Here is a 22,236-nt window from a genome sequence, read left to right as displayed (position 1 = left end):
CGAAAACACGCCAACTCGTGTGAAGGCGCGCCCGCGCCGGGGGAGAATATATGGTCTGGTTCATTCGGCCCGCGCGTGCGGACGATGTCGATGCCCTGCTCGTGCTTGCAGGGCAGACGGGCGGCGGTTTCACGAACCTGCCGCCGGACCGGGACGCACTCGCCCGCCGCATCGGCTGGAGCTGCGAGAGTTTTGCGCGCGAAGGCGCACTCCCGCAGGACGAGCTCTACATGCTGCTGATGGAGGAGGCCGAAACGGGTCGTATCGGCGGCAGCGCGATGGTTTTCTCGCGCCTCGGCGGCGAATGGCCGTTCTACACGTACAAGCTCGCGACCGTGAACCAGACCTCGAAGGAACTGGGGCGCAACATCACGATGGAGGTGCTGCATCTCACCAACGATTTCAACGGCGCGGCCGAAGTCGGCGGCCTTTTCCTGCTGCCCGAGCTTCGCGCCGAAGGCCTCGGCCGCCTGCTCGCGCGCAGCCGCTACCTTTTCATGGCCCGCCACCGCGATCGCTTCCCGACGCGCGTCGTCGCCGAACTTCGCGGCTGGCACCACCCGGACGGCAGCTCGCCCTTCTGGGACGGGCTCGGTCGCAAGTTTTTCGAAATGCCGTTCCAGGAAGCCGATCACTTCAATTCGCTGCACGGCAACCAGTTCATCGCGGACCTGATGCCCCGATACCCGATCTATACGGCGCTGCTGCCCGAAGACGCGCGCGCGGTGATCGGAAAACCGCACGACACCGGCGTTCCGGCCTTGAAGCTGCTCGAGAAGGAAGGCTTCATCTACGAAGGTTACATCGACATCTTCGACGGCGGCCCCACTGTCTTCGCCTACATCGACAACATCCGCACGGTGCAGCAGTGCCGCCAGCTCGCGGTCGCGGACAGCGCACTCTCCGAAGGCGGCGCGGTCAGCGCCCTTCTTGCGAAGGGCTCGCTCCACGATTTCCGCGCATGGCAAAGCAGCGCCGCCGAAACACCACAGGGCCTTTCGCTCACGACAGACGAGATAAGGCTGCACGGCCTTCAGTCCGGGGAAATGATCAGCCATGTCGCAGCCTGAACTCGTCTCGACCGATCCGTCCACGGGCGAGGAGGTTTGGCGCGGGCCGGTCGCCAGCCTTGAGGATGTGAACCGCGCCGTCGTCGCTGCGCGCGCAGCGCAGCCGGGGTGGGAGGCGCTGCGGCTTTCGGAGCGCGTCGAGCTGATGCGCAAGTACCAGAACATCGTGCGCGATCGCGGTGACGATCTCGCGGCGATGATCTCCCGCGAAACCGGCAAGCCGCTCTGGGAAACGAAGACCGAGGTGCAGAGCGTCATCGCCAAGGTCGATATCTCGCTCACCGCCTATCAGGAGCGCACGGGGAACCGGAAGAAGGAAGCCGAGGGCTTCACGCAGCAGCTTCGCCACCGCCCGCACGGCGTGCTCGCGGTGCTCGGCCCCTATAACTTTCCCGCGCACCTGCCGAACGGCCACATCGTGCCTGCGCTCCTCGCGGGCAATGCCGTGGTGCTGAAGCCCTCGGAGCTGACCCCCGGCACGGCGGCGCTGATGCGCGAATGCTGGATGCAGGCGGGGCTCCCCGAAGGTGCGCTCGAAATCGTGCAGGGCGGCGGCGATGTCGGCCGCGCGCTCGCCGGGCATGAAGGCATCGACGGGCTGCTGTTCACGGGCAGCGCCAACACCGGCCACGCGCTCGCCCGCCAGTTCGCCGAAACGCCGCACAAAATCCTCGCGCTCGAAATGGGCGGCAACAACCCGCTCATCGCGTGGGACGTGCGCGAGGCAGACCTTGCAGCCGCTGCGGCGCTCATCGTCCAGTCCGCGTTTCTCTCGGCCGGGCAGCGCTGCACCTGCGCGCGCCGCCTGATCGTCGAGGACGGGAAGCACGAGGCGCTCATCGAACACCTCACTGCGCTCATGGACAAGCTGATCGTCGGCGCCCCGTTCGACGAGCCGCCGCCGTTCATGGGGCCGGTGGTCGATAATCGCGCAGCCGGCCGTCTTCTGGATCAGGTCGCGGCGCTGAAGGCTACAGGCGCGGTCGCCATCCGGCCGCTCACCCGCAGTGTGCCGGACCGGCCGTTCCTCACCCCCGCACTCCTTGATGTGACGGAGGTTCCGCACCGCCCCGACGAGGAAATGTTCGGCCCCGTGCTGCAACTCGTCCGCGTGCCGGATTTCTCCGCCGCGATGATGGAGGCGAACAACACGCGCTTCGGGCTGTCCGCAGGGCTCATCGGCGGCGATCAGGCGCTTTACGACCGCTTCTGGTCGGGCGCCCGCGCGGGCATCATCAACTGGAACCGGCCAACGACCGGCGCGGCGTCGAACGCCCCGTTCGGCGGTATCGGCGCCAGCGGCAACCACCGGCCGAGCGCTTACTATGCGGCGGACTACTGCGCGTTTCCCGTCGCCAGCCTTGAGGAAAGCAAGGTGCGCGGCGCGATTCTCACGGGTTTGAAGGCGGACGAGGCATGAAAACAGTCGAGGTGAATTTCGACGGGCTGATCGGCCCGACGCACAATTACGCCGGGCTCAGCTTCGGCAACATCGCCAGTGCGAAGAACGCGGGCGGCACCTCGCGGCCGCGCGCCGCCGCGCTGCAGAGCATCGGCAAGATGCGCTTCCTGATGTCGCTCGGCCTGCCGCAGGGCTTCCTGCTGCCGCACGACCGCCCGAACGCGCCGTGGCTTCGCACGCTCGGCTTCTCGGGCAGCGATGCAGAGGTTTGCGCGTCCGCATTCGCGGCGGATCCCGTACTTTTCCGCAACGCCATGTCGGCCTCGGCGACGTGGACGGCAAACGCCGCCACGGTGTCGCCCGCGCCGGATACGGCGGATGGGCGCGTCCACCTCACCGCCGCAAACCTCTCCACGATGGCGCATCGCAGCATCGAACACACCGAAACGCATCGGCAGCTCGCCATCGCCTTCGCGGACACGCGCCACTTCGCCGTGCACGCCGCCGTGCCGGGCAAATTCGGAGACGAAGGCGCGGCGAACTTCATGCGCCTTTGCCCGTCGCATGGAGAGAAGGGCATCGAAGTCTTCATCTACGGCGAAGAACGGCAGGGCCGTTTCCCCTCGCGGCAGGACCGGCGCGCTTCAGAGGCGGTCGCGCGACTGAACGCGGTAAATGATGCAATCTCCTGGCCGCAGGCCGATGCGGCGATTCAGGCAGGCGCGTTCCACAACGATGTCGTCGCGGTTGCGAACGAGCGCGTGCTCTTCGCGCACGAACAGGCATTCGAGAACAGGGAGGCGCTTTATGCGGAGCTCCGCCGCCGCCTGCCCGAGGTCGAGATCGTCGAGGTTCCGACAAGCGCTGTCAGCCTTGAAGACGCCATCGGCTCCTACCTGTTCAACTCGCAGCTCGTCACGCTGCCTTCGGGCGAGATGATCCTCGTGCTGCCGAAGGAGAGCGAGGAGAACGCGCGCGTGAAGGCGTGGCTGGGCACCATGCTCGCGGGCAACGGCCCGATCCGTGGCTGTCATTTCATCGACGTACGCGAATCCATGAAGAATGGCGGCGGTCCCGCCTGCCTCCGTCTCCGCGTCGCGGTCAGCGAGGCGGCACTCGCCGCCATCGATCCGCGCTTCCTGCTCGATGATGCAAAGGCGGATGCGCTCGAACGGCTGATCGAGACGCACTGGCCGGAAAGCATCGCACCCGACGATCTCGGCAACCCCGCGCTCTGGGAAACGGCGTGGGAAGCCCGCCGGGCGCTGCTGAAATTGCTCGAACTCTAATGCCGTCATCCCGGCGTAGGCCGGGATCCACAACTCCGCTTACACTATGATAAATTGCCATCCCCACACTATGGAAACGAGAGAAATTTATAATATTTTCAGAACGTTAATCTGTCAATCTTCGAGGCTCTGCCCCGTGTTTTCAATATAGGCTGTACAGAAAAATAGCGCCTATTATGAGCGCGGCGATCTTCAATGCCGACGACAGATCGAAGGGATTGGTAGGATGGCTATGATCTTCATATGAATCTTGTTCTTCGTATTCCTCGCGAAACAACAATTGCTCATCATCCAATGGATCGGCGATTATGTACTTTGCAACACCAAGGCTGCACAACGCCCCATCCGGCAAACGCCGTGTTTTCGGACTTAGGACGTACCGCGCTTCTTTGGCGGGTAAGAGCTTAGCCGCTTAGCTGGCTGCTCTTCGTCCTCGTCCTTCGGAGCAGCGACGCCCAGCGCCTTGCTCATGATCGCGTCGAAGTCGGCCTCTTTCATCTTCATTTCGTCGGCCGGCTCTGCCTTGGTCTTAGGCATACGATACACGTCCTTCCGATGATCAATATCGAGGATCATCACCTCGTCGGGTCGCACGACATAGAGGATACGGTAGTCGCCCGAACGCTCACGATACACCGGATCGCCGTCATCGGTCACTACGTCGTGCAGCTTCTTCGACCCTTGCGGGTGCGGATTGGTATGCAGGGCCTTGGCCTTCTTGATGACCTGCTTCCGAATTTTCGGCGGAAGCGTGGCTAAGAAGTCCAGCGCGGCGGAGGTAAAGGCGAAGCCCACGTATGGCACCCGCCTAGTCCTCCATCATAGCCGCAAGCCGCACCTCCAGTTCCGCCCCCGAAACTGCCCTCGCCCTTCCGCTTCCTAAATCCGCAAGCCTCATACGTGCCGTTTGGCTGTCGAGCGCATCTTCGGCATCCTCGATCATGCGATCTTCGACCCGCGCAGCCCGCGCGAGATATTCGTCAACGCGCGCCAAAAGCTCGTCGGTATGCGGTAGCGGGAAGTCTGCAATCCGATCCGGCGTGGCCTTGCGCCCATAGCTGAAGCGCCACCGTTCATTTCGGATCGCCGCCGCCGCGACGTACATCATCGAATGAGGCACGCCCTCCTTGGGAAGCAGGAGCATGCAGTCGTCGGACACGCCACAAGGCCATTCCTGCACGTGTGCATACGCAATGGAGCCGTTGCCGGGGACCGTCACGAAAGGCGGCTTCAATATGTGCTCGAAGTCGAAAAGGCCGTAACAGCCGTTGTCGAACTTGGACGACGAAATGACCAGCGACCGCCCGGGCAGCAGCCCGTCCTTGCTGTGCAACTCCTTCTGTCCGTAGAAAATGTCGAAGTAGTCGGCGACGGTGCCCGGTTTCACCGTCTCGAACTGCCAAGCCTTCTTCCGCATCGCGCGGATATCGAGCGGGTTCTCGGTGTTAAGCTGGACCAAATCCGCGGCATGATAGGCGACAAACGACGTGCGGGCGCGGATGACTTCCTGTGTGGCATCGTCACTCGCCTCGCCGGACATTTCCCGTGCGGGGATATACGCTCCCGGTCCGAAGCTCGCATCTTCGTCCAGCTCCGCCCAACCAGACACACCTGGCTCGCTTTTCCCGGCTCGGAAATGATCGAGCATCTTAGGGAGTTCGGAGCCCTCGCAAGCCACCCGCACTCCCTTGCGGATACGGAATCCGTCGTTTTCGACGCGGGCAAAGAAGGCGCGCTTGCCCTTCGGGTGCGGAATGCCTTTCCGCAGATAAACGATGACCGTGTAGGGCTGCGCATAGGGCTGGAACAACTCGTCCGGCAGCTTGATCGCCGCCTCGAGCGTGTTGCCCTTCAGAATGGATTTGCGCCAACCCGACTTGTTGCTCTTCACGAGCAGTGACAGCGGGATGATCGCAGCAAGCCGAGCGCCTTGCGACAAGCCTTCCAGTGCCCGCTCAACGAAAGCCTCGGTCGGTGTATCGGTCTGCTTATGCGGGTATGGCGGGTTCATCAGAACCACGCTGGCGGTCCCTATTGGAAACTCGGGGGCTGTGAACGCATCGCCGCGATGAACGCTTGAAGAGCCGTCGCCACGAAGAATCATGTTGGCAACGCACAGCGCTGCGGTGATTGGCTCATCATCGAAGCCGATCAGCCGCGTGCTTACCAGCTTGACCATCTCGTTGCGTGAAATCTGGTGCTCCCGAGCGACCCGCTCCATCGCGGCAATCAGGAAACCGCCCGTGCCGCACGTCGGGTCGAGCACAACGTCGTCTATCGAGACACCGAGCAAATCGGCGCAGAAGCTGGCGATGTGGCGCGGGGTGAAATACTGGCCGATCGTGTTGCCGCCAGCGTACCGGAAGAAGGTCTCGTAAAGCTGGCCGAGATAGTCGTGTTCGGCGGTCAGGACCGACACATTTAGGCGTTCCAGAATGTTGATGATCCGGCGCGCCTTTACCGCCAGCTTTTCGTTCGCTTCATCGACATGGAGGCTCTTGGCTAGGATCGGCTTCTTGGCGTCCCAAAAGGCTTTCTCGCAAGCGCCGTTGATGTCGCCGATGATGTACTCGGGGTCCTTCCGTATCGCCCCCTTGGACCGCCACAGCGCCAGCATGCACGCACCAACAACCGACGGGCGCATGCGATCGTTGACATTCGCTTCGCGCAGGAGCCGGTTTATCTCGTCGGCAAAGGTCGCCAGCACTTCGGGGCTCGGCACCGACGGGCGAAGCTCCGAAGTCGTCGATGGGGCGCGCAGCCGATCGGCATCGGCACGATTGGGAATCCACCCAATCGGGTTGCCCTCGTAGGTGATGACCCGCCACGCCGAACCATCCCACTTGAAGACGCGAACCGCGAAGTCGTCCTCGCTCGTGCCGGCAATCGCCACGGCAAGCGGGGAGTAGCCAGCTTCGATGCAAGCCGCGCCGTAAATCGTCGTCGCCTCACGTACGGCCTTATCGAGATCGGCAACGGACGCTTTGGCCTCGATCACCAAAAGCGGCTGCATCGACTGGCGATCCACGACGACGGCCTCGGGCAAGCCGTGCCCGATCATCGTCACCTTGCTCCGGTGCAGGAACACGTCGCGAAGGTGCGAGTGATCCTTGTACTCGTGCTGGCGCAGCATCTCGCCATTGGGCGGACGCCGACAATCCCAACCTTGGGCCTTCAACAATTCCGTCAGTAGCAGCTCGGAACGCACCTCGGAGACACGAGGCCGTGCCATCAGGTGTTAGCCTTTTGACGATACATCAGGCGCTTCCCCTCGATGCGCCGGATGCCTTCGGCGGTGCGCTCACCGTCCGTCGACTTCCGCGTGTTGTATTTGAAGTCCAGCTCCGCCGTGTACAGGTGCAGATGCTGGCGGCTCACCTGATGGTGCGTGCCGTCAAGGCTGCGCTTGCTGTTCCCGAAGAAGCCCTCGACCGTGTTGGTGGTGACGGTGCGACCCGAGCGATAATCGAAATAGCCGTATTCTTCGGCAGAATGGTTCACGCGCGCATGCGAGGCGAAACGCTTGCCGGGCTTCGTGTACAGCGGCGACTCATCGGTGTTGAGGTGCGCTTCTTCGGTCACGTGCCGACGCAGAAGGGTATCGATGGTCTTGCTCGTCACGCGCTCCGCGACGGTCGAGCGAACGTCGCCGCCGCGCTGGACCAGCGAAACGACGGCGACCTTATTCCCGGTATAGCCCCGGCCTTTGCCCTTTGCCTTGCCGCCGATGTAGGTCTCGTCCGCTTCGACTTCACCGCCGAGCAGGCCCGAGGGGCCAGCATCCTTGAGGGCATATCGAATGCGGGCGCACAGGAAGTGCGCCGTCCGGTAGGAGCCGAGTTCAAGCTGGCGCTGAAGCTGCAAAGCCGAGATTTGCGTCTTGCTGGCGCACATCATGTAGAAGGCGATCAGCCACTTGTGCAGCGGGATATGCGAGGACTCCATGACCGTCCCCACGGTTACGCTGAAACGGTCGTCGCAAGTGCCGCACTTATACAACCCCTCGCGGATGCGAGCCTTCTTGTTGGGTGTGAGCGCGTAGTTCTTTTCGGCGCTACCGCAGTGCGGGCAGACCGGCCCGTTCGGCCAACGCATCCGCTCGAAATAGGCACGCGCCGCTTCCTCGGTGGAGTAGCGCCGCATGATTTCCAAAAGAGTCAGATCGCTAGACATGCATCCTGATTACACCCGCCGAGTGGTGTCGTCAAGTGCATAATCGCCAATGGATCAGGTTTAGGGTGTGTTTCTCCAACGAACGCAACACTCACCATTACGCCATATGAAGGATAATCTTCCATTCCACCTTTGATCTTCTGGATTTGAGCTGAACATTTCTCGTGTGCATCCAGACGCCTAGCCAGCTCCGGCGCTTCATCCCGTTTAATATAGCCAACCCCTCGGCCGTTTAGGGTTGTAACGAAAATGGCATTCCGGTCGTGAGCATTTTTCGGTTCCCGGAGCAGTTTTACTGGGTCGCCGGGCTCGCAATGCCTGAGAACAGTTTGACGGGCTGAACCGTCTTTATTGATCTGACTTTCCCCAACAATGTCATATATACGCGCCTTTGCCATGTTGGCTCGTCCCCCAGTCCAAGTGCGCCATAGAATATATGTAAAACAAATCCGCGGGCGGGAAAACGACTTGCTTCTATACTTCGCAGTTTCAAATAGTCTTAGCCAGCCTGCATCGGGATGACGGTTATGTGTAAGCCTCACCCATGCGGCGGATGACGGCGATCTTGGCGTTGAAGGCGCTCCAGTCGTCGCCCTCATCGATGGGCGCCCAGATCGCTTCAACCTCGTCGATCAGCATCGTGCAGGGCGCGGCGTCCGACCAGTAAGGATGCGCGGTGTCCGCAGCCGGTTCGTACGCCGAAACCGCCGTGCGGAACGCCGCGAAAGCATCGCTTTCGTACGCCGCATCCGCCGGACTCGGCCCGCGCCGCTTTCCGCAGCGCCAGTCGAACCAGAATCGATCCGGCACGATATCGCTCGCGCCGAGCGCCGCCTCGATGGAGAGCGCCAGCGCTTCATCCGCTTTCGCGTCGCGGGGCTTCACGCCGAGCCGCCACAGATAGCGTTCGGCAAGCGCCGCCTCATAGCGTTCGGGATAGGTCTTCAGCGCCGGGATCAGGCTTTCGGCGGGCGCAACCGTGCGCAGCGCCATCGCCAGCTGATGCACATTCCATTGCAGCGCCTCCGCCTGCCGTCCGAAGCTGTAGAGGCCGAACTGGTCGAAATAGGCGGCGGTGAAGCCGTCGTCCCAGCGCGGCACGAAGCGCCACGGGCCGTAGTCGAAGCTCTCGGCGGTGACGTTGATGTTGTCCGTGTTGAGCACGCCGTGCACGAACCCGGCTGCGCGCCAGCTCGCCGCGAGCCGAGCCGCGCCCGCCACGGCATGGTCGATCAGCGCCGCATAGGGATCGTCGTGCGTGCCGCCGACGAAATGGCGCAGGCAGTAATCAACGAGCGGCGGAATGGCCTCCAGCTGCTTCAGATAGGCGAGCCGCTGGAACGTGCCGTAGCGGATGTGGCTGTGGCCGAGGCGGACGAGCACGGAGGAACGTGTGGGGGAGGGCTCGTCGCCGCGCGTCAGCGCCTCGCCGGTCTCGATCAGTGAAAAGCTCTTCGAGGTGTAGACGCCGAGCGCCTCCAGCATCTCGGTCGCCAGCACCTCGCGCACGCCGCCTTTCAGCGTCAGCCGACCGTCGCCGAAGCGGCTGTAGGGCGTCTGGCCCGATCCCTTGGTGCCAAGGTCGAGCAAGCGGTCCGCGCCGTCGCGCATCTGCGCGAACAGGAAGCCGCGTCCGTCACCGATCTCGGGGTTGTAGGTGCGGAACTGGTGGCCGTGGTAGCGCAGCGCCAGCGGCTGCTCCAGATTGTCCGGCAGCGGCGCGAAGCGGCCGAAGTGGCGGAGCCAGTCCTCATCGGAAAGATCGCCGAGGCCTACTGTTTCGGCATGGCGCTGGTTCCGGAAGCGCAGGATCGTTTGCGGAAAGTCCGCGGCCCGAACGGGGTCGTAGTAGTCGCTGCCGAGTTCGAGGATCGCGGGGTCCGGACGATACCGTCCCGTCATGCCTCGCGCGGGTGCGGCAGCCCGCAGGCGCAGCGCACATACCGGATGGTTTCCGCTTCCACGCGCTTTCTCAGCGTCTCATCGGCGCCGGGCGCAAAGGCGATATCGAGCGCGGCGCCGACAGCGGAATAGGTCAGCTCCGCGGCGATCTTCGTATCGACGTCGGTGAGATCGAACTTCTTCGCCATCGCGCGGTACTGGTTTTCCACCCATGCCGCGACGACCTCGTGGGAGGCGCGGTAGAAGGGCTCGGCGTCGGGGTTCGATTTCAGCCCCATCTTGCCGTGGCTCGCCGTGCCCGCGCAGTTGGCGTTCACGATGTTTTCCCACGATTTCTGCGTGGTGCAGTAATCGAAGCAGCGCTGGATGGTGATGCCGGGCTCAAGGTCTTCCAGCCGGTCGCCCGCTTCCATCGCCGCGCACATGCGCTCGCCGTACATGCGGCCCAGCTCTTCCAGAAGGCTGCGCTTCGAGCCGAAGTGATAGAAGATTGAGCCTTCCGAAACGTCCGCGGCGCGGGCAATGTCGGCGGTGCCGGTTTTCGCGAAGCCCTGCGTTGAAAACAGGTGGTTCGCCGCTTCCAGCACACGCTGGCGCGTTTCCGCCGGATCGTATCGCCGCGAACGGCTTTCCGCTAAGCGCGTCGCCATAAACCCTCGGTGTCTTTCCACAGTCGGGATGGATGATATGGGAACTTTTGAGTGAGAGTCAAAAGATTCCTTCAGGCGATCTGGCGCTCAAGGTGCTGCGCCAGATATTCGAGCGTCGCGATGCGGCGATAAAGCCCGCTGTCGCTGATCGCTTTCATTTTGAAAAACTGCTGCATGTGCGGAAAATGCAGGTCGAGCACGCGGCCGAGGAACGCGGGCGTCAGCAGTCCGCCGTGCTCGTCGCGGATCGGCCCGAGCCGCCGCCGCACGGCATAGCTGCGCTGGCGCAGCCACGGCGGGCGCACGCGCGTGCCAAGCTCGTTCATGCGGTGCGACAGCGTCGGCGGCCGGTCGAAGCTGTAACCGTAGTCCGAAGGGTAGGCCGCAAGCACGGGGTCGATGTGCGTCAGCAGCGCGGCTTCGAAGCGGCCCGCGTTCTTCCACGCGATCGGCAGTTGCAGCGCGCCGGCGACGACCTCGTGGTCGAAGAACGGCATGAAATAGGCGCCCTGCCGCCCGACAAGGCTGATCTCGCGGCCGAAGAAGGCGCGGCAGCGCATCCGCGGGTAGAGCTGCTCGATCAGCGTGCGGCGCAGCTTGCCCGTCGCGCCGGGCTTCTCGATCGCCTGCAGCGCCTTCGCCTCCAGGCGGTCGATGAAGCCTTCGGGGTCGAACGTGTCCGTCACGTCGTTCAGCGTATAGCGCGCGAAGAATGCGCCCATCACCTGCCGGGCGGTCAGCGCGCGGTCGGGCAGGTAGAAGAAATTGCGGAACACCTCGCCGCATCCGCCCGAAACGGCAAGCTGGCCGCCTTCCTGCCGCTGGTGGCGCGCGAAGGCATTGCCGCCGTTGTCGAACAGACCACCGTCGGTGACGAGCGCGTCCGTCTCGTGGAAATTGCGCGCGACAATGGCCGGGAAGTCGTCGGGCGTGATGCTCGCGAACGAAGACTTCTCGAACGGCTCGAAGCGGAAGTGTTCGTGATCCGCAATATGCCGCGCCACCTCAACATCGCCGTCGCCGGCGCTGCCGTAGACATACACCTGCGGGCTGACCCCGGCGTCACGCAGCAGCGCGAGCGCGAGGCGGCTGTCGAGCCCGCCGGAGAGCGGGCACTGCATCTTGTCGCCGAACGCTTCTGCATAGATGCGCGCCGCGCCGCGCAGCCGTTCGGCCTGCGTAGCGATGCGCTTTTCCATCGGCGTCGAGGAGATGCGCTCGGGCAGCGGCTTCGAGACGGGCACCCGCACCGTGCTTGCGCCCAGCTCCATCTGCGCGTCCGGCCCCAGCCGCTTCAGTTCGCTCACAACCGTGTCGTCGCCCGTGGGAAACACGTTGAACGCGAACTCGTAAACGCCCTGCGGATCGAAGGTCACGCGGTCGAGGCTCTTCGCGGCGGAAAGGAAGCTCGTCGAAATGACATCCCAGTCCGCGTCGTGGAAGAGCTGGAAGGCGCCGAAGAAATCGGTGAACGCGAAGGTCCGTCCGCCCTTGTGGACGATGGCGGCGAACTGCCCCGTCGTGTTCGACCAGTCCTCGAACGGGAACCGGAAGTCGCCAAGCAGCGCGCGGAGGGCGGCCTCGCCGAACTTGCCGCCGTGGATCAGCGTCCCCGCGACGGCGATGAAATCCTCCCCGTCGCGGTGCACGCAGACATGGCTGCCGTGGATGGGCGCGGCGTGAAAGCCGGCGTGGGCGGCGCTGCGGATCGGCGTGAACCGGGTGAAGCCGTGCAGGCGAAACTGCGCCTCGGCGGCGGCGATGCGCGCCTCGTCGGCGTCTCCCGTCACTCGGCACAGATAAAAGCCGCCCATGCCGCCCCGTTTTCCTGTTCGTGTACGTTCAACGAATGCCGCGTGATCGTTAATTTCTCGCGCTTTGTCACGCCTTTATCGGCGTATCAACACTGCTATAAGCCGAAACATGTCCGTCACGCCGCCTTCCAGCCGGCCGCGCCTGCTGCACCTGCACTCGACCTTCGACCTCGGCGGCAAGGAAGCCCGCGCCGTGCGCCTGATGAATGCGTTCGGCGATGCCTACACGCACGACATCGTGAGCGCCGTGCCGACGGCCGTCGGCGCCGCCCGCCAGATCGCGCCGCACGTCGATGCGCGCGTGCTTCAGGATTTCCCCCCGCTCGCCGGACGGCTCACGCCTGCGAAGCTGAAAGCGATCGGCGCCGCTATCGCTCGCGGCAATTATGACCTCGTGCTGACCTACAACTGGGGCGCGCTCGATGGGCTGATGGCGAACCGCCTGTTCGCCCGCCGCCCGCTCGTCCACCATGAGGACGGGTTCAACGACGACGAGGCCCTCCGGCAGAAACCCGCGCGCGTGCTCTACCGCCGCCTTGCGCTGCCGTCGGCGTCCGCGCTCGTTGTACCGTCGCAGGTGCTCGAACGGATCGCGCTCGGCCCATGGAAGCAGCCGCGCGGCCGCGTGATCCGCATTCCGAACGGCATCGACAGCGCGCTTTTCGCCGCCCCGCCGCCCACGGGCAGCATTCCGGGCTTCGAGCGCCGCGAGGGCGAGGTCATCGTCGGCACGCTCGCAGGCCTCCGCAAGGTGAAGAACCTGCCGCGCCTCGTCCGCGCCTTCGCCGCCGCGACGCGCATCGTTTCCGTCCCCGCGCGCCTCGTCATCGTCGGCGAGGGGCCGGAGCGCGAGGCGATCCTCGCCGCCGCCACTGACGCGGGCGTTGCAGACCGCCTGCTCATGCCCGGCTTCCTCGGCAAGCCCGAAACCTGCGTCGGCCATTTCGATATCTTCGCTCTGTCGTCGGACAGCGAGCAGTTCCCCTTGAGCCTCGTCGAGGCGATGGCGGCGGGGCTTCCGGCGGTGTCAACGGATGTGGGTGACGTCCGCGCCATCGTCTCCGAACGCAACCGGCCGATGATCGCACGCGTTGATGATGACATGGTGTTTGGGAGATTGCTCGCGCGCATGATCGGTGACCCGCTGCTGCGCGCCGAGCTCGGCGCCGCGAACCGCGCGCGCGTGGTTGCGGAATATGATGAGGCCGTGATGGTGGCGCGCTACCGCGAAATCTATTCCCGCGCGATGGGCGGCGAGTGAAGATCGAAGACCGCCTGCGCCGCGTGATGCGGCCGACGCTGCCGAGCCTGCTGGCGCGCACCCGCGAAGACGGCGGTCGGCTGCGGCGCCCGCCCAGGCTCTCGCCGCTCGGCAGCCTCGCGGTGCGTGTCGGCATCGTCCTCGCGCTGCTCGGCATCGCGCTTGCCGGGCACTGGTTTGATCGCGGCGGCTACCGCGACGCAAACGATCCCGAAAACGAGATCAGTTTCGTCGATGCCGTGTATTTCACCGCCGTCACCGTAACGACCACGGGCTTCGGCGATATCGTTCCCGTTACGGACCGGGCGCGCCTGTTCGATGCGATGGTGGTCACGCCCATCCGCCTGTTCGTGTGGCTGCTGTTCCTCGGCACCGCGTATCAATTCCTCGTCCAGCACATGTGGGAGAAGTGGCGCATGAAAAGCATCAGCGCGCGCCTGACGCAGCACTATGTCGTTGCCGGCTACGGCACCACGGGGACCGCCGCGGTCGAGGAACTCATCGCGAACGGTGTCGATCCGCAGCGGGTAGTGGTGATTGATCCCTCGCCCGCGCGCGTGGAAGCGGCGCTTGCCGTGGGTGTCATGGGCCTCGAAGGGGATGCCACGCGCAACGAAACCCAATCGCTCGCGCGCATAGAGGCGGCGGAGAGCTTCATCGCCTGCGGCGGCCGCGACGATACGAGCGCGCTGCTCGTGCTCACCGCACGCCAGCTCAATCCGAACGTGCGGATCAGCGCGATCATCAAGTCGGAGGACAATGAAGATCTCGTCAGGAAGGCGGGTGCCGACACCGTTATCAACCCGGTCACGCTCGGCGGCCATCTGCTCGCACGCGCGGCGGGCGGCAGCCATGTCGTCGACTACATCACCGATCTCGTAACGGCGGCCGGGCGCGTTCAACTCGTCGAGCGGCCGGCGCACGCCGATGAAATCGGAAAGCCGCTCGCCTCATGCAAGGGCGGTCTCGCGGTGCGCATCATTCGCGGCGATCAGGCGATCGGTTTCTGGGAGCCGGGTGCGGCAAGCATTGCCCCCGGCGATATCATCCTCGAAATTGTTCCGCTGACCGCCGAGAGCCTGACGCATGTTTCAGGCTGAACAAGCCTGAAACGATCGCGGTCTCTCTTCAGGCGATTGCGGCGGTCTTGCGGGCCGGATTTGCGGCAGTGCGCTCGAAAACCAGGCCGCAGCGATTGCCGATCACCCAGACGACGCGGGCATCGATCTTGCCGGTGGTTTCGGTTTCGAACCGGATGCTTGTGCCTTCGTCGGGCGGTGAGGGCAGCTCGATCATCGCGCCGCCCATGGAAATGTTGCGGACAGCAACCGTGCTGCGCCTCCGGCCAACCGTGATAGCCCCGGACATACGGGTGGAAACCCGTCCGCGCGCATCGCCTTTGCTGTCGTCAATCATTCCAGCTCTCCCCCATGTGATGCAACTTTGATGCAACCTGTTGTTTATCATCATTACAACACGGACCCCGTCTCACGGCCCCGGCCGGTTTGCGGCGGCGACTTCGGAGGACGCAGTCGCCGCCGCCGGGGTGTGACCGTGATCGGTTGAGAGGAACAGGATCACGGCCAAGAGTGTTGGTGTTCGTTCCGGCAGGAAATCGGATGAACGGAAGCATGGGGAGTAAAAACCGGTTGCCAGACTAGCAACTTGTTATAGATTTGGCTGTGCGCCGGGCTTTTGAGAACGCTTTCGTTCATCGCGATGTGGACCGCTTGTAACCGTTACATCTCGCCTTTTGGAAAAGCCCAACTTTCTAGTAAAATCAGGCTCATGCGCTTTTAACTGAAAGTTAATACGTTTCTGGTTCGTAACGATCGGGAAAACAAAATAGAACCTAGGGGGAGGGAGGTCTTCTAGATGCACCACGACCCCATCAAGCCGGAGGGGCAGCTCCGGCGCAAAGTGGATGCAGAACTCGATGCGATCGAGGCTGATCCGGCTTTTCAACGATCACCCGTCATGCGTCGTCTCTTGCGGTTCCTCGTGACCGAAACGCTTGCGGGGCGGGGCGAAACGCTGAAGTCTTACGCGATCGCGGTCGAAGCGCTCGGGCGCGAGGCCAGTTTCGACCCGCAGACTGATTCCTATCCCCGCGTTCAGGTCGCGCGTCTCAGAAAATTGCTCGATGCTCACTACGCGCACGCGGTGCCCGTCGGGGACGTGCAGATTCGTGTTCCAAGCGGCGGCTATGCTGTGGAGTTCGTTGGCGAGACACCTGCGCCGGTTGCGCTGAAAATTGTCAAATCGAAAACCGGAATGATGCACTACGTCGTAATCGGCGGCGCGGCAATTGCGGTTTTGTTGGCTGCGTTTTTCTTTTGGCGTGCCGAAGAGAATGTCTGGCGCATTCGTAATTTCCCGGCGATATATCTGGCGCCTGTCACGGCGCTCGATGCCGTGCAGGCGCAGCGCGATGCGGCTGTCGATTTGACAGCAGGCCTCCGCGATGGGCTCGATCGGTTCACGGCCATCGATGTCATCAACGAGCCTTCACCCGCAGCCGATTATCGGCTCGATACGACACTGCGTGCTGTCCCCGGCGGAACGCGCATCAACGTTACGCTCACACAGCTCGATACCGGCCGCGTGGTATGGTCGCGTTCAGGCTTGCGCGAGGCGGTCGAGGGGCGCGTATTCGATGTCGATGAGGTTGCAGCGACCCTGAGCGCGCGGCTCGCGCAGCCTGCCGGTGTCATCCACGGCGAGGGGGATCAGCGAAACATCGACATCAACACGCCCTACGGATGCTGGCTGGCGCTGCGATCTTACTGGCGGATGATGCCGCCGGAGGATGAGCCTGCGGTTCGAAGCTGCACTATGACCTGGGCGGCGGAAAATCCGAAATCGGCGATGGCGCACGGCGCCCGGTCGTGGTTCATGGCGCAGGACGCGCTTAAGCTGAAAGGCAAGGCGCGGGACGGCCTCCTAGCAGAGGCTCATCAAGAGGCACGAAGGGCGGTGGATCTTCAGCCGAACGATCCGGGCGCGCAATATTCGCTGATGCGAACCGCGCTTTATCTCGGCCTCGAACGGCAGGCCCGCGCGGCTGCGGACCGGGTGATCTTCTTCAACGGCAACAACCCCGAATTCATGTCCGGGGTTGCCATGTTCAAGATCATGATGGGGGATGCGGATGGCGAGGCTGTTCTGCGCAAGGCGCTGTCTCTCCACGCCAACCCGCCGCAATGGGTGCAGTCGGGCTTGTTCTTCGCCGCTGTCGCGCGGGACGATGGGCCAGCGGCACTCGTGGCGGCCGAGGATTTCCAGTCACCCGGGGGGCCACCGCTGCAACATGCGATGATGGCGATGGCGCTTGCCCGCACCGGGCGCATGGCGGAAGCGCGCGGCGAGTGGGCGCAGGTGGTGGAGACGGATCGGCAATTTTCCGACGATCCGGTGAGCATATTCGATCCGCTGCCGCTCGCACCGGGCGTACGCGAACGAAGCGTCGCCTGGCTGCGGCTGGTCACGAACGCATAGCAGCCCCCCAACCCCTCTCTGCGAGCGAGGGGTTGGGGGGCTGATCTATTCAAACCTCTACGGGCGGACCGCCTTTTGTGCGGCGAGCCATTCGTTGAAATACGCCTCCAGCACATCAAGCGGCACGGCGCCGTTTTCCAGAACCGTGTCGTGGAAGGCGCGGACGTCGAATGCGTCGCCGAGTTCCCGTTCCGCGCGGCTGCGCAGTTCGCGGAACTTGAGTTCGCCGATCTTGTAGGCGAGCGCCTGTCCCGGCCAGGTGATGTAGCGGTTCACCTCGGCATCGACATTCGCGGCGGAAAGTGCCGTGTTCTCCAGCATGAAATCGACCGCCTGCTGCTTCGTCCAGCCCTTCGCGTGGATGCCGGTGTCAACGACGAGGCGGCACGCGCGCCACATCTCGTAGGAAAGGCGGCCCATGTCCTTCTCGGGCGTATCGTAAAGCCCCATCTCGATGCCGAGCCGTTCGGAATACAGGCCCCAGCCTTCGACGAACGCGGTGAAGAACGCGCCGTGCTTGCGGAAATCGTGGAGCTCGAGTTCCTGCTGCAGCGCGATCTGCAGATGGTGGCCGGGCACCGCCTCGTGCACGCCGAGCGCGGGAAGTTCGAACAACGGGCGTTGGTCGAGTTCGGTGAGGTTGACGCGGTAGATGCCGGCGCGGCCCGCGGCGATCGCGCCGGGCTCGTAATAGGCGGTGGTGTTGCCCGCCGCCTGGTCGTCCGGGATTGGCAGCACCGTATAGGGAAGGCGCGGCAGCTTGCCGAACAGCTTGGGGAGGTGGCCGTCGATCGTCTTGGCGAGCGCGCCCGCGCGCAGCATCAATTCCTCGCCGGTCTTCGCGTAATATTTCGGGTCGGTGCGCAGCGTGGCGATATAAGCCTTGCGGTCGCCCTTGAATCCGGATTTCTGCACGACCGCATCCATCTCCGCGCGGATACGTGCGACCTCGCTGAGGCCGAGCTGGTGGATTTCCTCGGCGGTCTTGTCCGTGGTCGTCTGCTGGTTGATGCGGTAGGCGTAATAGGCCGCGCCGTTCTTTGTCTCGGAAATGCCCACGCTCTTGCGACATTTGGGTGCGTATTCGGCCGTGTAGAATTTCAGGAAATCGCGGTAAGCGGGCGTCACCACGGTGTCCACCGCCTTTGCTGCGCGCGTTTTCAACGCCGCCCAGTCGCTGTCGGAAATCGTCGTGGGTTTCGCACGGAACGGATACATGAAGCTGCTTGTCGCAGTGCTTGGTGCGATGCGGCCCTCGATCGTTTTCTCGAAGCCCGCCATCGGCACGCACGGCTGCGTGAAGCCATCGGCGATGGCGCGGCGCGTGACGGCGATGCCGTCGGCGTTCTGCTTGCCGTAGGCTTCGAGGCGGGCGACGTAGCTTTCGTAATCCGCCCTGTTGAAGAACGGGGAGTCGTCGGCAAGCGCCGCGAATTCCATGTGCCAGCCGTAGCGGTTCGTAAACAGCACAGTCGCGTCCTGGCCGAAAGCGGCGCCCGCGATACCGCTTTCCAGGCTTCGCTTCAGGATGCGGTAATCGATGCGGTCGGCCTTCTGCAGCGCGTCGATGGAAATTGCATCGAGCCGCTTCAGGAACGTCTTGTCCGCCGCGAGCCGGCGTTCGTATCCCGCGAGCGAAATGTCGTCGAGCTTGCCGTCGCCGCGCCGGTCGCCGATGCTGCTGGCAAGGCGCGGGTTTTCGGCAAGCGCCATTTTCCAGATGTCGTCGCGCAGCGCCGCGAAGTCGTCGGCGGGCGCTGCCCACGCGCCGGTTGTACCAAGCGACAGGGCGATTGCCGTAAGGCCGAGTTTCATGTGGGTCTCCCTGAGGATATTGTTATACGGTCGCACGATAGGGCGGCTGCTGGGGAGCGCAAGATGACGATATCGGAAGACCGCCGTTTCCTCGGCCACCCCATTGGCCTCGGCTATCTCGCCTTCACGGAGGCTTGGGAACGCTTTTCCTTCTACGGGATGCAGGCGCTGCTCGTGCTCTACATGACGAAGGAACTGCTGCTTCCCGGCCATGTCGAAAACGTCGCGCTCTTCAAGCCGTTCAGCGCGCTTTTCGGCGGCATCGAAGGCCAGGCGCTCGCCTCCGCGATCTTCGGCACCTATGCCGCAAGCGTCTACCTCACCCCCATCCTGGGCGGCTTCCTCGCCGACCGCGTCCTCGGCAAGAGACGCACCGTCTTGCTCGGCGCGGTCACGATGGCGGTCGGCCATTTCCTGATGGCGTTCGAAGCGGCATTCCTCTTCGCGCTCCTCTGCCTCGTCCTCGGCAGCGGCATGTTCAAGGGCAACATCGCAAGCCAGGTCGGCGCGCTCTACGGCCCCGGAGATCTCCGCCGCGCCGACGCCTTCCAGATCTTCTACCTCGGCATCAACGCGGGCGTCATCGCCTCGCCGCTCATCGTCGGCACGCTCGGCGAAACGGTCGGCTGGCACTGGGGCTTCGGCGCGGCGGGCGTCGGCATGTTGATCGGCCTCGCCATCTACGTGGCCGGGCAAAAGCACCTGCCGCGCGAGCATTTCGAGCCGCAGGGAAAGACGGCGGTGGCCGCGCCGAAGCTGGAGGCGGGGGACTGGCCCGCCGTGATCGCGCTCGTGCTGCTGATCCCGGTGCTCGCCGTCGCGATCGTCCCCAACAACCAGATCTTCAACGCATACCTCATCTGGGGCGACCAGCAATTCGACCTGATGTTCATGGGTGAGAAACTGCCGACGACCTGGCTCGTGACGCTCGACGCCATCGTCAGCGTCAGCTTCCTCGCGCTCGTTGCGCTCTTCTACCGCTGGTACGGCGCGCGCTGGAAGGAGCCCGACGAGATCACCAAGATCATCATCGGTTCGGCGTTCTCCATCGGCGGAATGCTCTGTCTCTACATGGCGGCGGAAACGCAGGGCGCCGGGCAGAAGATCGGCCTCGCCTGGCCGGTCGCTTTCCATGTCATCAACAGCATCGGTTTTGCCCACATGCTGCCGGTCAGCCTCGCACTCTTCGCGAAGCTGGCGCCGAAGGCGATCAACGCCACGGTGATCGGCCTCTACTACCTCGCCTTCTTCACCGCGAACGCGCTCGTCGGCTGGATCGGCGGCTTCTACGAAACGATGCGGACGACTGAATTCTGGCTGCTCCACGCCGGGCTCGCGGCGGGCGCGGGCGTTGTATTCGTGCTCTTCAAACTGTTCATGGGCCGCCGCATCGCGGCTTAGGCAGCGGTCGCGGTGCCGAAGCGGCGGCGGTAGTCGCCGGGGGTGAGGCCGACGCGCTTCTGGAACACCTTGCGGAAGGCGCCCGCGTCCTCGTAACCGACCTCCCACGCGATCCGATCGACGGGGCGCTTCGAGAACTCCAGCAATTCGCGCGCCTTGCCGACGCGGAGCTGCTGGCAATATTCGGTGGGCTTCATACCTGTTGCCGCGCGGAAGCGGCGTAGGAAGGTGCGCTCCTCCATCCCGGCCTGCTCGGCCATCGCCGTCACGCTCACGTCGCGGCCGCCTTTCGCCTGGAGCCAGTGCTGTACCTTCAGGATGGACTCGTCGCCGTGCGTCAGCTGCGGCGCGAACGTGCTGTAGTGGCGCTGCTCGCGCCCCACGGGGTCGACGAGCAGGTACTGCGCGGTCTCCAGCATCACCGAAGGCCCGAGGAAGCGGTCGACAAGGCGGAGGCCAAGATCGGTCCACGCCATCAGGCCGCCTGCGGTGATGATGTCGCCGTCCTCCACGATCATCTTGTCGGTATCGAGCTTCACATCGGGGAAGCGGCGCTGGAAGGGTTCGCCGAACATCCAGTGCGTCGTCGCCGGGCGGCCGGCGAGGAGGCCGGTCGCGGCAAGGATGAACGCGCCGCCGCAGACGGAGCCGAGCGTCGCGCCCTGCGCGTGCCGGTCAAGCAACCAGCGCGCATAGGGCTCTGTTTCCTGCGGCGTCGGCACCTTCGACAGCGCGCCCGGCACGACGAGCACGGCGGGGCACGAACCGGCGCTGGGCATCGTATCGAAACTGCGGCGGAAGCCGTCATCGGATCGCTCCCAATGGCTCACTCGCAGACACTCGCCGCCGTGCGCTTCCGAAAGCTCGCTCGCGATCCGAAAAAGATCACTAAGGCCGTGGATCATGCCCAGTTGGGCACCGGGATAGGTCACGATGCCGATTTCGGCGACTGCGCGATCGTTTGTCACTTTTGGCCTCTACAATGTCGGTTCCGCCAATCCGCATCCTGCCGCACGCCGCGTAGAACGTCCATCAGAAGCCGACGCAACGTGGCGGCAGACATTCAGGAAGGAACACAGTCATGAGCACGATCACCACCAAGGACGGCACCCGCATCTTCTACAAGGACTGGGGTTCGAAGGACGCGCAGCCCATCGTCTTCTCGCACGGCTGGCCGCTTTCGGCGGACGTGTGGGATCCGCAGCTCGTGTTCTTCGCGAACGCCGGCTACCGCGTCATCGCACACGATCGCCGCAGCCATGGCCGCTCAGATCAGGTGTGGCAGAACAACACGATGGACCAGTACGCCGATGATCTCGGCGAACTGATCGAACAGCTGGACCTCAAGAACGTCGTCCTCATCGGCCATTCGACGGGCGGCGGCGAGGTGACCCGCTACGTTGGCCGCCACGGCACGGCGCGCGTCGCCAAGGTCGTGCTGCTCGGCGCGGTGCCGCCGCTGATGCTGAAGACCGAGGCGAACCCCGGCGGCCTGCCGCTCGAAGTGTTCGACGACATCCGCAAGAATACGTTCGCCAACCGCTCGCAGTTCTTCAAGGACATCGTCGTACCCTTCTACAACTACAACCGCGAGGGTGCCGTGCTTTCCGAAGGCATTCGCGACAGCTTCTGGCGGCAGGGCATGATGGGCGGCCTCAAGGGTCAGCTCGACTCGATCAAGGCCTTCTCGGAGAGCGATTTCACCGAGGACCTGAAGAAGATCGACGTGCCCGCGCTCATCATTCACGGCGACGACGACCAAATCGTGCCGATCGGCGCCTCGGCGCTGCTCTCTTCGAAACTGGCGCCCAAGGCGACGCTGAAGATCTACGAAGGCAGCGGCCACGGCATTTCGGAACAGGAAGCCGATCGCTTCAACGCCGACGTTCTCGCCTTCATCAGGCGCTGAACCGAAGCACAAACGATCAGGCGCCGGCGGGTGGGTCCGCCGGCGCCTTTGT

Annotated in this window: 18 protein-coding genes; 8 read left to right on the top strand and 10 right to left on the bottom strand. The window is 63.9% G+C overall.

Annotation, left to right across the window (positions count from 1 at the left end; translation table 11 throughout):
- Positions 1-50 precede the first annotated feature (50 nt).
- Genes ACE3TJ_RS05845 through ACE3TJ_RS05835 form a run of 3 tightly spaced genes read left to right on the top strand, consistent with a single transcriptional unit; the run spans position 51 to position 3,761 of the window.
- Positions 51-1,070 (top strand): arginine N-succinyltransferase, encoded by a 1,020-nt coding sequence (locus tag ACE3TJ_RS05845; RefSeq protein ID WP_374594781.1) that lies wholly within the window; start codon positions 51-53, stop codon positions 1,068-1,070.
- Positions 1,057-2,490: a succinylglutamate-semialdehyde dehydrogenase gene (astD, locus tag ACE3TJ_RS05840; RefSeq protein WP_374594779.1), complete on the top strand. Its 1,434-nt coding sequence runs from the start codon at positions 1,057-1,059 to the stop codon at positions 2,488-2,490. Before ACE3TJ_RS05845 ends, astD begins: the two co-directional genes overlap by 14 nt.
- Positions 2,487-3,761 carry an N-succinylarginine dihydrolase gene (locus tag ACE3TJ_RS05835; RefSeq protein WP_374594777.1) on the top strand — a complete coding sequence of 425 codons (1,275 nt, stop codon included), beginning with the start codon at positions 2,487-2,489 and terminating at the stop codon, positions 3,759-3,761. The genes astD and ACE3TJ_RS05835 overlap by 4 nt, the downstream gene beginning before the upstream one ends.
- A 369-nt stretch (positions 3,762-4,130) precedes the next feature.
- Here the strand turns inward: ACE3TJ_RS05835 and ACE3TJ_RS05830 are convergent, their stop codons facing one another.
- The 7 genes from ACE3TJ_RS05830 to ACE3TJ_RS05800 form a co-directional block, all read right to left on the bottom strand.
- Positions 4,131-4,556: a type II toxin-antitoxin system RelE/ParE family toxin gene (locus ACE3TJ_RS05830; protein ID WP_374594775.1), complete on the bottom strand. Its 426-nt coding sequence runs from the start codon at positions 4,554-4,556 to the stop codon at positions 4,131-4,133.
- A gap of 13 nt (positions 4,557-4,569) precedes the next feature.
- Positions 4,570-6,993 (bottom strand): N-6 DNA methylase, encoded by a 2,424-nt coding sequence (locus ACE3TJ_RS05825; RefSeq protein ID WP_374594773.1) that lies wholly within the window; start codon positions 6,991-6,993, stop codon positions 4,570-4,572.
- A complete protein-coding gene (locus ACE3TJ_RS05820) occupies positions 6,993-7,904 on the bottom strand; it encodes an IS1595 family transposase (protein ID WP_374599329.1) in 912 nt (303 codons plus the stop codon). The genes ACE3TJ_RS05825 and ACE3TJ_RS05820 overlap by 1 nt, the downstream gene beginning before the upstream one ends.
- Positions 7,905-7,918: 14 nt before the next feature.
- Positions 7,919-8,332 carry an HIRAN domain-containing protein gene (locus tag ACE3TJ_RS05815; RefSeq protein ID WP_374594771.1) on the bottom strand — a complete coding sequence of 138 codons (414 nt, stop codon included), beginning with the start codon at positions 8,330-8,332 and terminating at the stop codon, positions 7,919-7,921.
- 127 nt (positions 8,333-8,459) lie between these two features.
- Positions 8,460-9,836 (bottom strand): protein adenylyltransferase SelO family protein, encoded by a 1,377-nt coding sequence (locus ACE3TJ_RS05810; RefSeq protein WP_374594769.1) that lies wholly within the window; start codon positions 9,834-9,836, stop codon positions 8,460-8,462.
- Positions 9,833-10,486, bottom strand: a complete 654-nt coding sequence (locus ACE3TJ_RS05805; protein ID WP_374594767.1) for a TetR/AcrR family transcriptional regulator — start codon at positions 10,484-10,486, stop codon at positions 9,833-9,835. Before ACE3TJ_RS05805 ends, ACE3TJ_RS05810 begins: the two co-directional genes overlap by 4 nt.
- Before the next feature lie 71 nt (positions 10,487-10,557).
- Positions 10,558-12,300: a hypothetical protein gene (locus ACE3TJ_RS05800; protein WP_374594765.1), complete on the bottom strand. Its 1,743-nt coding sequence runs from the start codon at positions 12,298-12,300 to the stop codon at positions 10,558-10,560.
- Positions 12,301-12,409: 109 nt separating this feature from the next.
- Between ACE3TJ_RS05800 and ACE3TJ_RS05795 the strand changes: the two genes are divergently transcribed.
- Together ACE3TJ_RS05795 and ACE3TJ_RS05790 are read left to right on the top strand one after the other, a co-directional pair.
- Positions 12,410-13,561 (top strand): glycosyltransferase family 4 protein, encoded by a 1,152-nt coding sequence (locus tag ACE3TJ_RS05795; protein WP_374594763.1) that lies wholly within the window; start codon positions 12,410-12,412, stop codon positions 13,559-13,561.
- A complete protein-coding gene (locus ACE3TJ_RS05790; protein ID WP_374594761.1) occupies positions 13,558-14,661 on the top strand; it encodes a TrkA family potassium uptake protein in 1,104 nt (367 codons plus the stop codon). Before ACE3TJ_RS05795 ends, ACE3TJ_RS05790 begins: the two co-directional genes overlap by 4 nt.
- A 28-nt stretch (positions 14,662-14,689) precedes the next feature.
- Here the strand turns inward: ACE3TJ_RS05790 and ACE3TJ_RS05785 are convergent, their stop codons facing one another.
- On the bottom strand, positions 14,690-14,977 hold the full coding sequence (locus ACE3TJ_RS05785) for a PilZ domain-containing protein (RefSeq protein WP_374594759.1): 288 nt from the start codon (positions 14,975-14,977) through the stop codon (positions 14,690-14,692).
- 459 nt (positions 14,978-15,436) lie between these two features.
- Between ACE3TJ_RS05785 and ACE3TJ_RS05780 the strand changes: the two genes are divergently transcribed.
- A complete protein-coding gene (locus ACE3TJ_RS05780) occupies positions 15,437-17,059 on the top strand; it encodes a hypothetical protein (protein ID WP_374594757.1) in 1,623 nt (540 codons plus the stop codon).
- Between the two features lie 57 nt (positions 17,060-17,116).
- Here ACE3TJ_RS05780 and ACE3TJ_RS05775 read toward each other — a convergent pair whose 3' ends face one another.
- The gene (locus tag ACE3TJ_RS05775) at positions 17,117-18,874 is read right to left on the bottom strand and encodes a DUF885 family protein (protein WP_374594755.1); all 1,758 of its coding nucleotides are present in this window, start codon (positions 18,872-18,874) and stop codon (positions 17,117-17,119) included.
- Between the two features lie 63 nt (positions 18,875-18,937).
- Between ACE3TJ_RS05775 and ACE3TJ_RS05770 the strand changes: the two genes are divergently transcribed.
- Positions 18,938-20,275 (top strand): peptide MFS transporter, encoded by a 1,338-nt coding sequence (locus ACE3TJ_RS05770; RefSeq protein WP_374594753.1) that lies wholly within the window; start codon positions 18,938-18,940, stop codon positions 20,273-20,275.
- Here ACE3TJ_RS05770 and ACE3TJ_RS05765 read toward each other — a convergent pair.
- Positions 20,272-21,243, bottom strand: coding sequence for a GlxA family transcriptional regulator (locus ACE3TJ_RS05765; protein WP_374594751.1), 972 nt, complete (start codon positions 21,241-21,243; stop codon positions 20,272-20,274). The two genes, ACE3TJ_RS05770 and ACE3TJ_RS05765, sit on opposite strands and share 4 nt — an antisense overlap.
- Positions 21,244-21,356: 113 nt before the next feature.
- On the opposite strand from ACE3TJ_RS05765, the gene ACE3TJ_RS05760 reads away from it, so the two are divergent.
- The gene (locus ACE3TJ_RS05760) at positions 21,357-22,184 is read left to right on the top strand and encodes an alpha/beta fold hydrolase (protein WP_374594749.1); all 828 of its coding nucleotides are present in this window, start codon (positions 21,357-21,359) and stop codon (positions 22,182-22,184) included.
- Positions 22,185-22,236: the final 52 nt, after the last annotated feature.

This window comes from Sphingosinicella sp. (genome assembly GCF_041916975.1).
In the GTDB taxonomy this organism is placed as follows: domain Bacteria; phylum Pseudomonadota; class Alphaproteobacteria; order Sphingomonadales; family Sphingomonadaceae; genus Sphingosinicella.
The sequence above is the reverse complement of the archived record's forward strand: the minus strand, read 5'-3'. Positions and strand labels throughout refer to the sequence as shown.

Coding starts and splice junctions, on each gene's coding strand:
- ACE3TJ_RS05845 (WP_374594781.1), top strand. CDS start 51: ATGGTCTGGTTCATTCGGCCCGCGCGTGCGGACGATGTCGATGCCCTG.
- astD (WP_374594779.1), top strand. CDS start 1,057: ATGTCGCAGCCTGAACTCGTCTCGACCGATCCGTCCACGGGCGAGGAG.
- ACE3TJ_RS05835 (WP_374594777.1), top strand. CDS start 2,487: ATGAAAACAGTCGAGGTGAATTTCGACGGGCTGATCGGCCCGACGCAC.
- ACE3TJ_RS05825 (WP_374594773.1), bottom strand. CDS start 6,993: ATGGCACGGCCTCGTGTCTCCGAGGTGCGTTCCGAGCTGCTACTGACG.
- ACE3TJ_RS05820 (WP_374599329.1), bottom strand. CDS start 7,904: ATGCGGCGCTACTCCACCGAGGAAGCGGCGCGTGCCTATTTCGAGCGG.
- ACE3TJ_RS05815 (WP_374594771.1), bottom strand. CDS start 8,332: ATGGCAAAGGCGCGTATATATGACATTGTTGGGGAAAGTCAGATCAAT.
- ACE3TJ_RS05810 (WP_374594769.1), bottom strand. CDS start 9,836: ATGACGGGACGGTATCGTCCGGACCCCGCGATCCTCGAACTCGGCAGC.
- ACE3TJ_RS05805 (WP_374594767.1), bottom strand. CDS start 10,486: ATGGCGACGCGCTTAGCGGAAAGCCGTTCGCGGCGATACGATCCGGCG.
- ACE3TJ_RS05800 (WP_374594765.1), bottom strand. CDS start 12,300: ATGGGCGGCTTTTATCTGTGCCGAGTGACGGGAGACGCCGACGAGGCG.
- ACE3TJ_RS05795 (WP_374594763.1), top strand. CDS start 12,410: ATGTCCGTCACGCCGCCTTCCAGCCGGCCGCGCCTGCTGCACCTGCAC.
- ACE3TJ_RS05785 (WP_374594759.1), bottom strand. CDS start 14,977: ATGATTGACGACAGCAAAGGCGATGCGCGCGGACGGGTTTCCACCCGT.
- ACE3TJ_RS05780 (WP_374594757.1), top strand. CDS start 15,437: ATGCACCACGACCCCATCAAGCCGGAGGGGCAGCTCCGGCGCAAAGTG.
- ACE3TJ_RS05775 (WP_374594755.1), bottom strand. CDS start 18,874: ATGAAACTCGGCCTTACGGCAATCGCCCTGTCGCTTGGTACAACCGGC.
- ACE3TJ_RS05770 (WP_374594753.1), top strand. CDS start 18,938: ATGACGATATCGGAAGACCGCCGTTTCCTCGGCCACCCCATTGGCCTC.
- ACE3TJ_RS05760 (WP_374594749.1), top strand. CDS start 21,357: ATGAGCACGATCACCACCAAGGACGGCACCCGCATCTTCTACAAGGAC.